The sequence below is a fragment of the Desulfotruncus arcticus DSM 17038 genome (assembly GCF_900113335.1).
Classification (GTDB): Bacteria; Bacillota; Desulfotomaculia; order Desulfotomaculales; family Desulfallaceae; genus Desulfotruncus; species Desulfotruncus arcticus.
In genome coordinates this window covers 98,589-114,311 of record NZ_FOOX01000007.1, presented here as the reverse complement: position 1 = coordinate 114,311, position 15,723 = coordinate 98,589, and the positions used below count along the sequence as shown (strand labels likewise).

Annotated in this window: 11 protein-coding genes and 1 riboswitch; of the genes, 3 read left to right on the top strand and 8 right to left on the bottom strand. The window is 45.1% G+C overall.

From position 1 onward, the window contains the following. Positions 1-340: 340 nt before the first annotated feature. Positions 341-1,606, top strand: a complete 1,266-nt coding sequence (locus BM056_RS10900; protein WP_238456418.1) for a DUF401 family protein — start codon at positions 341-343, stop codon at positions 1,604-1,606. A 112-nt stretch (positions 1,607-1,718) separates the two neighbouring features. Here the strand turns inward: BM056_RS10900 and bzaB are convergent, their stop codons facing one another. The 7 genes from bzaB to BM056_RS10865 form a co-directional block, all read right to left on the bottom strand. Then, entirely contained in the window at positions 1,719-2,999 is a 1,281-nt protein-coding gene (gene bzaB, locus BM056_RS10895) for a B12 lower ligand biosynthesis ThiC-like protein BzaB (protein ID WP_092471440.1), read from the bottom strand. 27 nt (positions 3,000-3,026) lie between these two features. After that, the gene (thiC, locus tag BM056_RS10890; RefSeq protein WP_092471439.1) at positions 3,027-4,325 is read right to left on the bottom strand and encodes a phosphomethylpyrimidine synthase ThiC; all 1,299 of its coding nucleotides are present in this window, start codon (positions 4,323-4,325) and stop codon (positions 3,027-3,029) included. Between the two features lie 41 nt (positions 4,326-4,366). Then, a complete protein-coding gene (locus tag BM056_RS10885) occupies positions 4,367-5,908 on the bottom strand; it encodes a B12-binding domain-containing radical SAM protein (RefSeq protein WP_092471438.1) in 1,542 nt (513 codons plus the stop codon). Position 5,909: 1 nt separating this feature from the next. Next, positions 5,910-7,235 (bottom strand): B12 lower ligand biosynthesis radical SAM protein BzaD, encoded by a 1,326-nt coding sequence (gene bzaD / locus BM056_RS10880; RefSeq protein WP_092471437.1) that lies wholly within the window; start codon positions 7,233-7,235, stop codon positions 5,910-5,912. 5 nt (positions 7,236-7,240) lie between these two features. Then, positions 7,241-8,773 (bottom strand): DUF2284 domain-containing protein, encoded by a 1,533-nt coding sequence (locus BM056_RS10875; protein WP_092471436.1) that lies wholly within the window; start codon positions 8,771-8,773, stop codon positions 7,241-7,243. Next, positions 8,766-9,857, bottom strand: a complete 1,092-nt coding sequence (gene cobT / locus BM056_RS10870; RefSeq protein WP_092471435.1) for a nicotinate-nucleotide--dimethylbenzimidazole phosphoribosyltransferase — start codon at positions 9,855-9,857, stop codon at positions 8,766-8,768. The genes BM056_RS10875 and cobT overlap by 8 nt, the downstream gene beginning before the upstream one ends. Positions 9,858-10,001: 144 nt before the next feature. Then, positions 10,002-10,177, bottom strand: a riboswitch (cobalamin riboswitch). 69 nt (positions 10,178-10,246) lie between these two features. Next, positions 10,247-11,827 carry a ClC family H(+)/Cl(-) exchange transporter gene (locus tag BM056_RS10865; protein WP_092471434.1) on the bottom strand — a complete coding sequence of 527 codons (1,581 nt, stop codon included), beginning with the start codon at positions 11,825-11,827 and terminating at the stop codon, positions 10,247-10,249. Positions 11,828-12,176: 349 nt separating this feature from the next. Here BM056_RS10865 and BM056_RS10860 point away from each other — a divergent pair, with 349 nt between their 5' ends. After that, positions 12,177-12,929: a Crp/Fnr family transcriptional regulator gene (locus BM056_RS10860; protein WP_092471433.1), complete on the top strand. Its 753-nt coding sequence runs from the start codon at positions 12,177-12,179 to the stop codon at positions 12,927-12,929. 148 nt (positions 12,930-13,077) lie between these two features. Here BM056_RS10860 and BM056_RS10855 read toward each other — a convergent pair whose 3' ends face one another. Beyond that, positions 13,078-13,374 carry a Crp/Fnr family transcriptional regulator gene (locus tag BM056_RS10855; protein ID WP_238456417.1) on the bottom strand — a complete coding sequence of 99 codons (297 nt, stop codon included), beginning with the start codon at positions 13,372-13,374 and terminating at the stop codon, positions 13,078-13,080. A 446-nt stretch (positions 13,375-13,820) separates the two neighbouring features. Here BM056_RS10855 and BM056_RS10850 point away from each other — a divergent pair, with 446 nt between their 5' ends. Next, positions 13,821-15,704 (top strand): aryl-sulfate sulfotransferase, encoded by a 1,884-nt coding sequence (locus BM056_RS10850; protein WP_092471431.1) that lies wholly within the window; start codon positions 13,821-13,823, stop codon positions 15,702-15,704. The last annotated feature ends 19 nt before the right edge of the window (positions 15,705-15,723 follow it).

Below are 15,723 nucleotides of genomic sequence, written 5' to 3'. Positions count from 1 at the left end.
TATACTTGTATTTTTGTATACAATTATGCATAATAAAAAACAAAAAGTCAACCAAGCGAAGCTACCTTCTAAAAAGATTTTACCTACTGGTTGTTAGCAATTTCATAAAAATTGTGGGATTTCTTAATTTCTTATTCTCTAAAAATTCTTATTCTCTAAAAATTTGCAAATATCCTTCATAGGTAGCAAAATTTTTTTTCAACTTTTAAGCGCTAGGATGTGCAATTATCAGTGATTAATTAATTAGGGGGGTGAAAAGTTTCTATTTTACACAGGTAAATATCGGTTTATTAAAAACCCGGCAAATTTTAGAACTTAAATAAACGATCAAGGAAATAAGGTGAAAATTGTGTGGCCTTTAGTGAAACTACTTTTTGTATTCATTTTAATGATCCTTATGCTACGTAAGAATCTTAGTATTGGAACAACCATGATGATATCAACGGGTATGTTAGGCATCATTTTTGGCCTAAATATATTGCTGTTGATTAAACAGTTTGGGTTAACATTTATAGATGCCGACACGCTATCACTAATATTTATATTAGTTTTAATTATGATATTGGAATCCATCATGCGACACACCGGCATGCTTGAAACAATGACCAATTCATTATCGCATCTCCCTTTGAACCATGGCATCCAGGTAGCTATCATTCCGGCAATTGTTGGATTTCTTCCTTCTGCGGGGGGAGCCAGATTTACTGCGCCATTAGTGGCACAAGCAACTGCCAATACTTTATATAAAGCGGAGGATAAAGTTTTTATCAATTACTGGTTTAGGCATATTTGGGAATTCTCTCTTCCGTTATATCCCGGGTTGATTTTAGCATCCCATATAGCCGGTATTCCCATAGGTACTATGTTCCTTGGTTTGTGGCCTGTTTCTATGCTATGGGCTCTCTTGGGTTACTGGTTGGTTTTTAAACATAATTACCACGAACGCCGGCAGGAAACCGTTCTTTCGGCGAAGAACTGTGAGAACCACAACCACAATACAAACACTAATTCCGACAAAGAAATCAGGGCGTTTTTAAAAGTATTTATAAATAATACCTGGCCATTGTGGGCTACTGTTATACTTGCACTTTTTATACCCATCCTCTGGGCGTTAATTTTAGTTTTATGCTGCCTGATACTACAGAAGCGCTATCCTTTACTTCGAATTTGGCAAACATTAATAGAGCCTTTAACAATAAGAATTGTTCTTCTCACCTGGGGTATTATGGCTTTTAAAGATGTCCTTGAATTATCAGGAGCTGTTGTTCAAGTTAGCAATTCGATAGCTGTTTTAAAAGTACCGGTTTTGGTATTATTAATTGTTTTGCCATTAATAACCGGTATGTTAACCGGTATGGTTCAAGCATGTGCCGGTATCTCTTTCCCACTATTGGTATCTATTGTTGAACCTTCTGCCGGTTATGCCATGCTTGCATATGTAGCCGGCACGGTAGGCGTAATGATTTCACCAATACATCTCTGCCTTATATTAACAATAGATTATTTTAAAGCAAATTTTATGCGTTGTTACAAGTCTCTAATTTTACCCGGATTGACACCAATAGCCGCAGCTTTAGGGATCTATTGGTTTTACAGGTTTTTCTAACATTTCTATACTATACTGAAAAGGCTTATCCAGTCCCAAAAAGGATAAGCCTTTTACTCCGTTATACTTATATCCGGTTAACCAGGTTGGCGCCATCACTTTGTCCAGCTGACTACGCGATACCGAAATATCTGGCAGCTTCCTGAACAGCGCAGCCTTCAACGCAGACCGCGCACAGGTGCTGCCCGCAGCCCTTTTCCTTGGCGGCAATCAATTTATCCGGCGCCAGAGCCGCTTTGATCTGCCGGTCAATATCCATGGTTACACGGGCGCGGGCCATTTCATTTTCTCTGGCAATGGCCTGCTTGTGACCTCTGGCTACATCGGCAATTTGTGCCGCCATTTTGGTGGTGATGACGCCGGTGCGCACATCTTCCTCCAAAGGCAGTCCCAAATGCTCCGCCGGTGTCAGGTAGCAGAGGAAGTCCGCGCCGCAGGCACCGGCGAAGGCACCTCCAATGGCCCCGGTTATGTTGTCGTAGCCCGGGGCAACATCCGTCGCCAGTGTGCCCAGGATAAAATACGGTGCGTTATTGCATAGTCTTTTTTGCAGCTTCATAGTAGCTTCTACATGATTAAGGGGCACATGTCCCGGGCCTTCTACCATAACCTGAACGCCGGCGGCCTGAGCACGTTTGGTCAGATCGCCCTGCACCAGCAGTCCCTGTATCTGAGCGCCATCCAGGGAGTCTGCCGTCGCACCGGGACGAATGGCATCGCCCAGGCTCAGGGTGACGTCATAGGCTTTTAAAATCTCCAGAATACGATCATAATGCTCAAACAGGGGATTTTCCTTTTTGTTGTGCAGCATCCAGCCGGTGATGAAGGCACCGCCGCGGCTGACTACCCAGGTTACACGACCTGTTTTTTGCATCACCTTCAACACATAATTATTGAAGGCACTGTGGATCGCCATAAAATCCATACCTTCTGCTGCCTGTTTTTCGATATTATCCAGAATATCCTTGGTACGCATTTCCACCACGCTGCCATATTTCTCAATGGCATCCTGTCCCGCCTGATAAATGGTGGTACAACCTACGGCTACACCGGCCATGTCCAAGGTTTGCCTGCGCATGGCATCAATACCGGAGCCGGTACTCAGATCCATGAAGGTGTCACAGCCGGCATCCTGTGCGGCTTGCAATTTTCTGGCTTCCATAGCCATATCGTCACGGTTGCTGGAGGTGCCGATCAGGGCGTTGACCTTAACCCGCATACCTTCCCCGATACCGCAATATCTAAAGGGCTTGCGGTTAATATTCCTGGGAATGACTATGCGACCCTCCGCCACCCCGCTTCTGACAAATTCCACATCGACTTGTTCATATAACGCAACGGCTTCCATTTCTTCCGTTATTTTTCCGGCACGGGCCTTTAATACTTGTGTCATATTATCACCCTTCCTTTTTCCAAAACATTAACAGGAGTGTTTTTCAATATGCATGTGCTCGGCGATAATTTTCATGGCACAGAATTTACCGCACATGGCACAGGTGGAAATCTCGCCCTCATTTCTGGTTTTCCGGATATATTCGGCATGTTCGGGATCAATGGCCAGTTTGATTTGTTCCGTCCATTTCAAATCCCTGCGGGCATTGGACATATCCAGATCCCACCGGACTGCCTCCGGCAAGCCCTTGGCCAAATCCCCTGCTTGCGCGGCAATACGGGCGGCAATGACGCCCTGGCGCACCTGTACAACATCGGGATTACCAATATGCTCGGCAGGCGTAACATAACACAGGAATTCCGCGCCATACCAACTGCTGATAGCCCCGCCGATGGCTGCATTGATGTGATCATAGCCGACAGCCAGGTCAGTCAATAAAGGACCGAAAACAAAGTAGGGGGCTCCCTGGCAAAGGCTTTTCTGCAAGGTCATGGTATTCTTGATATGATTGAGCGGCATATGGCCGGGCCCTTTGATCATAATCTGCACACCGGCTTGGCGGGCCCGGTCCACCAGTTCACCCAGCATGATCAGCTCCTGCACCTGGGCTCCATCCAGTGAATCCGCCAGACAGCCCGGGCGCATGCCGTCCGCCAGGCTAAGGGTCACACTATATTTCTTCGCAATCTCCAGAATGCGGTCATAGTTCTCATAGAGGGGATTTTCCCTTTTATGATGGACCATCCAGCCAATGATATGCGAACCGCCATAGCTGACCAAAGGGTCTATACGCCCTTCGTTTTTGGCGCGCTCTATGGTTTCAAAGGTAGTTGCGCAATGCAGCGCCATAAAATCTACGCCATCAGCTGCTTGACGTTCGATGACCTCAAGCATCTGCTCCGGCGTCATTTTCAATGCCGAGCCGTATTTCCGGCCGGCTTCGGCGATCGTCTGATACAGAGGTAAGGTACCTACAGGCACCGGCGATGCCGACAAAATAGCCCTGCGAGCCCCATCCATATCTCCGGTAACGCTGAGATCCATGATCGCATGAGTTCCCGCGGCCAGAGCCGTCTGCAGCTTTTCCAGTTCATAAGCCACAGTGCTCTCCTTGCTGTCCAGCCCGATGCTGGCACTTACTTTTGTCCGGAGACCCTTACCGATGGCCATAGGCTTTAGTCCTTTGTGAGCAGGGTTGCAGGGAACCACGATAGTGCCGTCGGCCACTCCTTGCCTGATTACTTCCGCGGCAACCCCTTCAGCGGCTGCAGCGGCTTCTATCTGCTCTGCTGTAATTCCTTTTTGCGCATCCTTTAAAAGTGACATATTTTCCCTCCTATAGCTCAATCATCAATATTTATATGATTTTACTTACAGCCTTTGTCTTGATTAAAAGACAATCCGCATTTGCTTCCCGGCGTTTTAGGAAATTGATCAAAAACCGACTTGATTTTCATTTTGACTTCATCAATAAGCACTTGCGCCGCCGCTTCATCAATGGATTCTCCCCCTTCCAGCCGGCTTAAGTTTTCCTCAAAACAGTTGACCAACAGCTGATTGACAGCTGCATAAAGGCTTACTGCATTCAAGGGCTCCTGAAGCTTGCCCTGCCAGACCTCATCCATGCTGACGAAAAAGTAATTAGTTATCTGTCCGATTATTTCTGCCAGGCACGCCACTTCCGGAACCCTGAAAGCCGTCATGCCTTCATAGGTGCTGCCTTTCAGGGTGAGCCGTCCCTCCTGCTGCAAATCCCGGTAGGCCTTGGTGCCCTGGAGGATAATCTGTGGATGGTACAGTACATTGGCTGTGATAAAGATATTGTTCAGCAAAGCATTGCGCTTGAGAAATTCAAAATTAGTACGAATATCCGCCAGGGTGGAATCCGGCTCGAACATAATAAACCCAATATTGGGCTCAATGCCGTTGACGCGTAGAATGCTCAAGGCTTTTTCGTTCTGCTCCACCGTAGTCATTTTATTCAGCCGCTGCAGGGAATCATCACGACCGCTTTCCAGGCCGATCAGCAAATCTTCCAGGCCGGCATCCACAAGAGCGGCAATGGTATCCCGGTGAATATCGTTAACCCGGGCTTCAATGCCAAAGCGGATTTTCCTCTGTTTGAGCATAGCCGCCAGTTTCAAGGCACGCTCCTGCCCCTGCTTGCCGGGGCCAAAGAAATTGGGATCCGTAAAATAGAATTTCATGGGTCCATGCCGGGCAATGAGCCGGTCGATTTCCTGCATCACCCGCTCCGGGCTCTTGGCCCGCCAGCAGGAACCCGCTCCGTAATAGGGGTTGATATAGCAAAAGGTGCAGCTCCCGTAGCAACCCCGGCTGCCTTCAATATTAACTTCTCCCATGCGCATCATCGCCTCGGAGCGGATGGGATCCGGCAGCGCATCCAGATTACGGTTTACTTCACGGCACCGCATTTGTACCTGCCCGGCTGCATCCACCCACGCCATACCCGGTACCGGTACCCCGGTTTCCAACCATTCGGCAAAGGTTTGTTCCGGCTCGCCGATTATCAGCCCGTCAAATTCAGGGCACAACTTAAAAATTTCCTGATAAGCAAAGGTGGGATAATAGCCATAGCCCACAATTTTCCTTACCAAGCCCTCTGACTTCAGCTGTTTGAGAAAAGAAAACAATTGCCGGTTGTTTTCCCAGTTATAGATTAAATGGACACCCAGCACCGGCGGGGCAAAGGTAGTGACCTGCTGATAAATATCCTCGTAGGTCAGCTTGTCTAAAAATCCTTCCGCAATTCTGATGCCGTGCCCCATGCTGTTCAGCAGGCCGGCGATACAGCCTGTAATCAAACTGGAAGCCAAAGGAGTATTGGCAATGTCATTGCATCTGTCCGGCGCAATTTGCCGGGGATGCTCCAACAGAAAAACCTTCATCTTAAACCTCCACCTTTTGCCACATAAAAACATTCTTCGTCATATGATAGGTCTCCAATGCATACCTTAATGTTTCATGCTTTTTAGGGTTATAATAAACTGGGTACAGCAGGTCCGTATCCGCATCAATCTCTCCATCGCTTCTGGCAATGGCTTCAATGGGCGTTCCCGGCATAATCCTGATATTATTCAACACAATGGCACCCAGATTTCTCTTCGGTGTATGAATCTCATACAATTGGTCAATCAATGATTTCGCCTGTTCAATCGTCCCGGTATTTTCACCCGGCACATTAGTCATAAAATGATAGATGACGATCACCCCGGTTTGTGCCGTCAGCTCCGCGGCCTTGATGATATCGGATACCTTCAGGTTCTTCCGCAGCACCTCCAGTGAGGCTTGGCAAAAGCCGTCCGGTGAGAAGGAAAAACAACTGCAGCCGGATTTTTCATAGAGCTTCACCTTCTCCAAATCCAGCACATTCTCCCGAAAAAAACCGGTCCAGGTAACCTGTAATTTCCTCCTCAGGATTTCTTCACAGATTTCCTCCAGATGACCAACGGGCAAATTGACCACGGGATCATTGAAATGAAAATCCCGCAGGCCGTACCTGGCTTGAAGCATTTCCATCTCGTCTACCACTTCCGCGGGCTTGCGGCAGCGCATGATCTTACCCTGAAGCCCGGGGTAAACACAGTAAGCACAGTTTAAGGGACAGCCTCGCTTGGTTTCCAGGCCAAAAGCCGGCACATAGTCATTGATATCCCGGTACAAGTCCGGGGGCAGCAAGTCCCTGTCGGGTACCAGATAGTCTTCAAAGGTAAAATCCAGGACTGCCGGATTAATCATTACTTGACCATTTTTCCGGTAACATAAGCCCGCAAGCTCACCCGGTTGTTCAAAATCCTTTAACAGCTTGGGAAAACTATATTCCGCTTCCCCCTTTATGCCATACCGGATTTCCGGCAGTTCCTCCATAATGCGCCGGGGAAACAGCGAAAAACCGGTTCCACCCGCCACAATGGAGGCATTGGGTAAAACCACGTGCACCAGGCGCGTGGTAATGGCAAAAGGCGGTATCAGCGAGCTGGTCTTATTAGCCAAAGGATCAATATTTCTTAAAGACAATCCCACGGCGTCCGGTTGCTCCGTCAGCAGCTTATCCTTTAAAGCCCCGTAGGCATCGGCCTCCAGGTTCATGTCCAACAATACCACCTGGTGCCCCGCACGGATGAGATGGGTGCCCAGGGTTACAATGCCGATGGGATATACGCGCTCGGAAGTTTTACTTTCAACGGATGGCGTCTGGACCAATAATATTTTCACTTGCGTCACTCCAATAACAATATGGCGAAATATTTTACATAATCATCTTTTTCCGGTAGTGTTGCCAGGGAAAGCCCGGCTCTGCGAATAGTTTCAAAAACATCAATGCCGGAGGCTTCCATGGAAGGCCGCGCATTTTTATGGTTCCGGCAATTCCCTTTGCCGCCGCATTCCGGGCAAATACTGCAGGGACCGGCCCAAAGGGAAAATGCTTTATAATAGCCCGCTTTAAAGGCTGTATGCTCCGCTTGCAGCACCATTCTTTGAAAATCACGGGTTGGCGGCACGCCTTGCAGCAGCAGGCACTTGGTATAATCCTTCAGCAGCGCCCGTGTTTTTTCCGGTTTGATGCAATTGGGGGGGCAGTGGGGAAGATTGAAACCGTCACAGCCAAATTCACATTTGAGCCCCACCCACTCCGGTACGTGGATTGCATCCACCTCAACCGGCTTAACCACTTGAAAGCCCAAGTTCTGTATCTGTACCGACAATTGCTGCATAGCACTAATGCATAAATCCGCCAGTTTTTCCGGCTGCTTTGCCGCCACCAAAACAGCTGTATCTGATTTTAAAGGAATCCACTCCGTTGCTGTAAAGCCCGCATCCCTCAGCTGCCGCCGCACCCAGGCAGCCGTATAGACCTTGCCGTTATAAGTGTTCACCAGCATATTTAGATCCGACAAAGCCGCCTTGTCCGGGTCATGCTCCATGAAAAAATCATGAACGAGCAGCAGTCCATCCTCCGCCAGGTAAGCAGCCGCTTCAGAAAGCACATGCCCGGTTTCCGCCTCAGCGAAAGCATGAACGATATTGGATAGAATAATCAGGCTGAATTGCTTTTTTTGTAGTTCCCAGGGCTCCAATATATTGGTGGGCCGGTATTGAATGCGATCTGCATAGACCCGGCCGGCATGGGTTTCCGCCGCGTATTCCAGAACTTGCGCCATATCCAGCAGCGTAGTCTTTAGCTCCGGAAACCGCTGTAAAAATCCGGTAGAAAAGGCGCCCAGGCCCGAACCCACATCCAGCATGTCTCCTTGCAGCTTTAGCTGAGAGAAAACCGGCAATATCTGTTCGATTTTATTTTTTACGATACAGTCCATCGCCCGGCAATAACGGCGAAAACGTTGTTTGACGACTTCTTCCGGCTCATCCACTGGCGGAAGAAGCACCCGAGTGCCTTTTTCCAGGCATTGCTGCAGGCTTTTCCAATGCTCAGCCAAGTATTTGCGCCAAAGGATGGAGTCGCCCTGATAAGCTTCAGCACCCTGAATCAGGTATTTTCGGGAGAGCTTGGTATTGGTGCAATACCCGTCGGCTTCAAAGACCAGTCCCAAGGTAGACAGGACATGAATATAGCGTTTTAAACTTTCAAAATCATATTTTAATTCCCTGGCCAGTTCAGTCACGGGTTTTCCACCGGGCTCCAGCCGGGTAAAGAATCCCTGCTCCACAGCGGTAAAAAGAACCTCCGAATACCAATAGCCTGTAGCCAGGTCTTCCAGGTATTGAGGATTCATATCCTGCGGATCATGCATAAGCCGTGCCCCCGGGATTCTCCGGTCCCGCAACCCCCGCATCCGTAAAAGTCAGCATTTTATAAATAACCCGGGAAGCTGTTTCCACGATAGGCATGGCCAAAGCCGCACCGGTACCCTCACCTAGACGCAAGTTTAAATCCAGAATCGGTTTGATGCCCAATTCCTCCAGCATATATTGATGTCCCGGTTCCATGGATTGATGGGCTGCAATCATATAGTCAACGGCATGGGGCACCAGGTTTTTTGCTACCAAGGCTCCGGCGGATGATATCAATCCGTCTATTACCACCGGTATGCGATAGTAAGCCGCACCCAGAACCAACCCGGCTATCCCGGCAATTTCGAAACCGCCCACCTTGGACAGCACATCCAAAGCATCTTTGATATCCGGTTTATTTAAAGCAATAGCCTCTTCGATAACCTTCACTTTGTTGTCCCAAGCACTGTCATTGATTCCGGTGCCCCGGCCGGTTACCTGCCGGGGCGGTCGGCCGGAAAACACCGCCAGAATTGCACTGCTGGGCGTCGTATTGCCGATCCCCATGTCTCCTGTACCCAACAACTCTATGCCGCTTTTTACCAGTAAGCCGGCGACTTCGATACCGGCTTCCAACCCCTGCACCGCCTGATCCCGGGTCATTGCCGGGCCCTTGGCCATATTCCGCGTGCCATAAGCGACTTTGTATGAAAGTATCTTTTTTTGCTCCACCAAAGTGCCGAGATCCGCTGCAACTCCCATATCCACCACGGTTACACCGGCGCCTGCCGCCTCTGCCAGGACATTGATAGCCGCGCCACCGGCGACAAAATTATTTACCATCTGCCTGGTAACCGCCGGGGGAAATGCGCTTACACCTTCAGCTACAACGCCATGATCCCCGGCCATGGTCACCACCATTTTCTTCGCAACAGATGGCGTCATGCTTTCGTTTATGGCAACCAGTTGCTCCGCCAAGTCCAGCAAATAGCCCAGGCTATTGTGCGGAATAGCTAGGTCATCCAGCCGTTTCCTGGCTTTTACCCGCCAGGCCTGCTCCACCGGCCGGATGCCGGATAATACTTCTTCCAAAGATAAATACATTATTTCACTCCTTTCAAAATTTTAATAATGGTAGGAGAAATAGAACATGGACCGTGCCATAATAGAATAAAACAAAAAATCCGCAACCCAAATGGGTGCGGATTTTACCATCATCCTCACTACTGCCGGCTTATTCGCAAAGCTGACAACGTATGCTTACAGGCAGGTCTCCTGACTCAGGTTCATTGCAACTTTGTCCCTTCCCCCCAAAGGAGTGGTAATGACAATTGCTCCCCAATACAGTGGCGGGTCCGTCCGGGAATGTCACCCGGTTCCCTATTCTCCAACCAATTGTTGGCACCTGTAAAACAACATATGCATTTTGTTAAAATATAACCCGATTTCCCAGTTCTGTCAACTACGTATATGATAATTTAATCTTCCCAGAGCTAAATAGTTACATTACCGGTTATTAAATACAACGTACTTCTTATTTGCATAACATGGGAGTCATCGGACAATACGATTAAGCAGTCTCCCGAGTAAATCCTAGTATCACCTCTGGGAATAAGCTCTGCTTCACCTCGTCTAATACCCACCAGCAGACAATGAGGTGGCCATTCAATATCTCTTATCCTTTTTCCACTAAGTGTAGAACCTACGCATACTGATATTTCTGAAATACACTTATTACTATCTTCCGGCAAATCAACCGCCATTTTCCGGCGTTTGAGAGAACGCTCCAATAAGATATCATAAACCGGTTTTGATTTTAGTACATCGCTGACAATATATGCGGTCATAGAAACAGTTACTAGTGCAAATAAGTGGCTAAAAGAACCGGTCATTTCCATAATTAAAATACTACCCGTAACCGGGGCCTTGACCACGGAGGTAAAATATGCAGCCATGGCAAAAACTACGAAATTGCCGATATACTGGGGGTTCATATGCAAATATTGAACAACAACATTGCCATAAATATCACCGGCTAATGCCCCGATAACAAGCATGGGTAAAAAAATTCCACCAGGGACGCCCGAACCGTAACTAACCATTGTAAACAAGAATTTAACCACCAACAATAATACCAGCATTAGCAGACTATAGCGCACCTGACCAAGGGCATTGATAAGATTGTTTCCCCCACCTAATGCTTCCGGTAGGACAAATCCCAAAATACCACCGGCTAGAAGTGGTATAGCCGGTTTTAATTGGTCAGGTAACCAGGTTAATTTGCTATAAATTTGCAGGGTCCTGATCAGAAACCAATTAAAAACAACTCCAAGAATACCAATTATTACACCTAGACTAATCAGGTAGAAATAATATTTTATTGGCAAGGTAGGTAGAATAGAAAAGTCAAAAATAGGCTTTTGACCAAAAAATTGCTGGGTAACTAAATCAGCCGTGAGGGATGCTGCCACAGCCGAAGTAAGTACAACCGGGGAAAAATTCTTGTGCAGTTCTTCCAGTGCAAATATAGCACCTGCTAATGGAGCATTGAAAGCAGCAGCTAACCCGGCACTGGACCCACAGGTGATCAGGTATTTTTCCTCTATGCGTAACCGGCCTAGTAAACGGCTAACCCCCTGTCCCACAGCAGCACCAAGTTGTACTGATGGTCCCTCGCGTCCCAATGAAAGACCGGCACCGATGGCCATGACTCCACCGATAAATTTGCCAATGATCACTCTGAGCCAGTTCATTTTAAGCTTGCCCATGAGAATACCTTTTACCTGTGGAATGCCACTGCCGCCTGCCATTGGCTCCTTTCGTACGATAAATGAAAGAATATAGGAAATAAGAACCAGGGCTATAAACCACATAACAGTAAGCAACGGGCTGGTTACGTGCATCAAGGCATATAGTTTTTCCCGCAATAACTCGGCCTTTTCTAACAGCAACCTAAACATTACGACAAGTATTCCTGACAGCAGTCCGATTAAAATTCCTTCAAAAAGAAGTTTTAAGCGAAAGTCCCGCCAGCGTGTCAAAACGTTATAAATGCTTTTACTCTTCGCACACATTACCTGAACCTCCAAAGTTGCCACAACTATTAGTTAACGTGTTCTCGGTAATTTCACTATAGACGCTGTCAAGCTCATGTCTTACTCTTGGTTTTGTTTTATCTTTTTAATTATATCAAAAAGCAAAAGCCTTCGCATCACGACAGCCCACTTATCCTGTTTCTAATCTGTCGGTTATTTTTTTACACAGTTTTAGCTTCGTTAAAGTCTTCAAAACCTAAAAATATGAGTTATAATAGGTAACAAATCTGTTCCATGCCGTGCTAAACAACGCGCAAAGCTCCATTGTTGAATGTGCCGGTGGTACTGGCGAATTTGGGCGACAAAAGTGTGCTGTTTAACAATATAAATGCTGGGCTTAGTCCAGAATAAAGGTGATAATATGGATAAAAATACAAAGGAACTTATTGAACATATTACAACATCTCTTTTATTTGATGAAACCATTTTAGGTAGTGAAGGCCTATCCTCGAGTGTATGGGATAAATATCTGTATTTGGGATACAAGAGTATAGTAGAAAAGGGAGCTTATTTACTTAGAATAGGCGATTGTTTAGATGGGTTTTATTTAACAAAAAAAGGTAAAATTGAAAGTATTTTTTTGGGCAGAGACGGCATCGTAAAGTTATTCTTAGTTACTGGTGAAGGATGCTTGTATGGGGAACAGTTTATATTTCATAGACAGCCAGGTCTGTTTGATGGATTAGTGGTAGAAGATGCAGAGCTGTATTTTTTTAGCAAAGATACTATCTATAATATAATGAAGAATGATTTTGAAATATGTTTATTTATAATGAAAACACTTGCCATTAAGTCAAGAATGCTTGCTGTTCAAGTTGAAGATATGAGTCTTCGTAATAACTTGCAAAAAGTGTGCAGAATCTTATATACTTTTTGTTGCATTGAAGAAAAAAAAGGAAGGACCGAGGACACTATTGTATTAAGATTATCTCATCAGGATATAGCTAATATGCTGGCTTCCCATCGTGTAACTGTAACAAATAACCTTGCTAAACTCAAGAAGCAGGGTATTTTAGATTATAGATATGAAAAAATAATTATAAAAGATAAGAACAGATTGAAAATGATAGCTTTTGAATAGGCGCGATAAGGTATTACAAGGTTTCCCTTTTTGCATGCTGCCAAAAAAAACCGGTATTCGCTACCGGTCTTTATACTACCCATTTAACCAGTTTGTCAGGGTAAATAATCCGTATCGCCCTGCGATGCTCTTCTCCTGCTTGAAGATGTTAAGGAACGAAGTAACCGTTTGCCGGGACGTTCACCATATTGTCAAAACAAGTCCGATCTACTCCTAATATTGTTTCCGCCAAGCCCATCATTTCTCCCGGGTTACGGATACTGCCCACCGTAACTTTTCTTCCTTCAGCTGAGAGCCTGTATATCTTAACCCACCCGCTTTCAATCAAGTATACCCGTTCGGAAGTATCACCTGTGGCAAATATCATATACCAATACCCCCTGGGATAATGTACTATTGAGCCTGCCTTCCTGATGAGCATTTTTTCCATGTCGTTGTTACCCATACCTATGTCTCCCCTCATACAACTACATGTTTGGCTAAAATGTATCTTGATTTGTAGGAAACCTAATTAATAACTTTAAACACCTTTGGTTTTATATATATTACATTAGAATGCTCAAAACCGTTTGTATGACGGCTACAAATAACTGATTTGCAGCGAAAAAAAATTGCTTTGTAGCATAGACTACAGTCCTAAAAAGGTTTAATAAATATAATGTTATATTATAAATGCTATTAGTTAAGATAATAGAAGGGTGGGGAATTAACAAAAAGATTGCTAGAAATGGAATAAAGGTGCTGCAAAGACAGAGTTGCTTCTGCTGTTATTTGCATAAACACATCTTTTTTGTTTTGTGCTTTTAATAATTTGTGTAATATGAAAAATTTATGTGGTATTAATATAAAGAATTAAATCAACAATACCAAAAATAGTAAAGGGGAGAGAATATGAGGGAATATCTAGAAACTCAAAGACATCTAATTACTTTGCAGCATGAATCTGAAGAGAAGTTTCTATCCGAATTTAGAGCAGGAAATCACACTTTGGAAAACCCCTACGTATATAAAAACCCATATTTGATCAACCCGCTTGCGGCGGTCATTTGTTTTAACACTGAAGAAGAAACTACTGTAGAAGTACTTGTAAAAGGCAAAGCGGTAGAAGGTGATTTAAAACATGCTTTTAGTGCCGCCAGGGAACATGTATTACCCATTTATGGCTTATATGATAATTATGAGAATACCGTTGTTTTAACACTGGGAAATGGTAAAACAGCTGAAGTTAAAATTGAAGTTGAAGAATTAAATATTAATAAAGCATTCTATTGCCATACCACATATGATTACTTTGATAAAGATATCATGATTATATCAACTACTACCCCTCTAATTGATTCCGCCAGAACTTGCGGTTTTGATTATGCCGGTGATTTAAGATGGGCAATGACTGAAAAAGCAAGCTGGGATATCAAGAAATTAGCTAACGGAAGACTTCTAGTAACTTCTTACCGGTCAATGCAAAAGCCATATTATACTGTGGGACTGATGGAAATGGACTTTTGCGGCAAAATCTACGTTGAATACAGGCTGCCGGGTGGATATCACCATGATGCCGTAGAATTGGAAAACGGCAACTTATTAGCTGCTTCGGATAATGATTTTGACGAATCCGTGGAAGATTATGTTGTTGAAATTGACAGAGAAACCGGGGCAATAGTTAAAACCTGGGACCTGCTTAAGATATTACCGAGAGAACAAGGTAAAGCGGGAGACTGGAATCACCATGACTGGTTTCATAATAACTCGGTTTGGTATGACAAAGCAACAAATTCCATCACCATGTCCGGCCGGCACCAGGATGCGGTAATTAATTTCGACTATGATACAGGCAACTTAAACTGGATTCTTGGCGACCCTGAAGGCTGGGGAGAAGAGTGGCAAAAATATTTCTTCAAAAATGTAACTAAAGGCGATTTTGACTGGCAGTATGAGCAGCATGCCGCAAGAATCTTACCCAATGGTGATGTGTTCCTATTTGATAACGGAACCTATAGATCCAAAACTACGGAAAACAGAGTGCCGCCCAATGAGAATTTCTCCAGAGGCGTTATTTACAGAATCGATACTAACAAAATGGAAATAGAACAGATCTGGCAGTATGGCAAAGAAAGAGGCGCGGAATTCTATTCTCCATATATCTGCAACGTAGATTACTATAGTGAAGGACACTACATGGTACACTCCGGCGGCATTTCAACATTTAGGGGAAACCATACCGATGATTTAGGGGCCATGAAGTTAAACAAACATAAAGATGAGCATATTCATCTAAGTTTGGAATCAATTACTGTTGAATTGTTAAATAACGAAGTTAAGTATGAATTAAATGTAAAAGGCGGCAATTACTACAGAGCGAGAAGAGTTGCCTTATACGATGAAAGTACCAACTTGGAACTGGGTAAAGGTAAATTGTTGGGTGGTTTTGGAGTTAACCAGGAATTTGGTTTAAAAGTCAATTTTAAAGATGCCGGGGTGGAACTGCCGGAGATATATGCTGTCTCTTTAGTGCTTGAAGAAGATAGATTGGCGCTGCGCGGCACATTTGTTGAAGGGTCCCAGGTGCTCCTGGAACTGAAAGACGCGGATGGTTCCAAGTTCTATTCAGTGCCCACAGAAGTTCATGACATCACAGCGGCATGTGTATCTTTTGAAGAACAAAAAGAAAATGATGTTCAATACTATGTGAGTAGGGATGGTTTGTCAGGCGAATTCGAGATTTATTTGAATATCGATAACCTGAGATACGATACCAAAACATCAATCAAACTATAATCAGACGTAAATGTAATGT

Coding starts and splice junctions, on each gene's coding strand:
- BM056_RS10850 (WP_092471431.1), top strand. CDS start 13,821: ATGAGGGAATATCTAGAAACTCAAAGACATCTAATTACTTTGCAGCAT.
- cobT (WP_092471435.1), bottom strand. CDS start 9,857: ATGTATTTATCTTTGGAAGAAGTATTATCCGGCATCCGGCCGGTGGAG.
- bzaB (WP_092471440.1), bottom strand. CDS start 2,999: ATGACACAAGTATTAAAGGCCCGTGCCGGAAAAATAACGGAAGAAATG.
- BM056_RS10865 (WP_092471434.1), bottom strand. CDS start 11,827: ATGTGTGCGAAGAGTAAAAGCATTTATAACGTTTTGACACGCTGGCGG.
- BM056_RS10885 (WP_092471438.1), bottom strand. CDS start 5,908: ATGAAGGTTTTTCTGTTGGAGCATCCCCGGCAAATTGCGCCGGACAGA.
- BM056_RS10860 (WP_092471433.1), top strand. CDS start 12,177: ATGCTGGGCTTAGTCCAGAATAAAGGTGATAATATGGATAAAAATACA.
- thiC (WP_092471439.1), bottom strand. CDS start 4,325: ATGTCACTTTTAAAGGATGCGCAAAAAGGAATTACAGCAGAGCAGATA.
- BM056_RS10875 (WP_092471436.1), bottom strand. CDS start 8,773: ATGCATGATCCGCAGGATATGAATCCTCAATACCTGGAAGACCTGGCT.
- BM056_RS10855 (WP_238456417.1), bottom strand. CDS start 13,374: ATGGGTAACAACGACATGGAAAAAATGCTCATCAGGAAGGCAGGCTCA.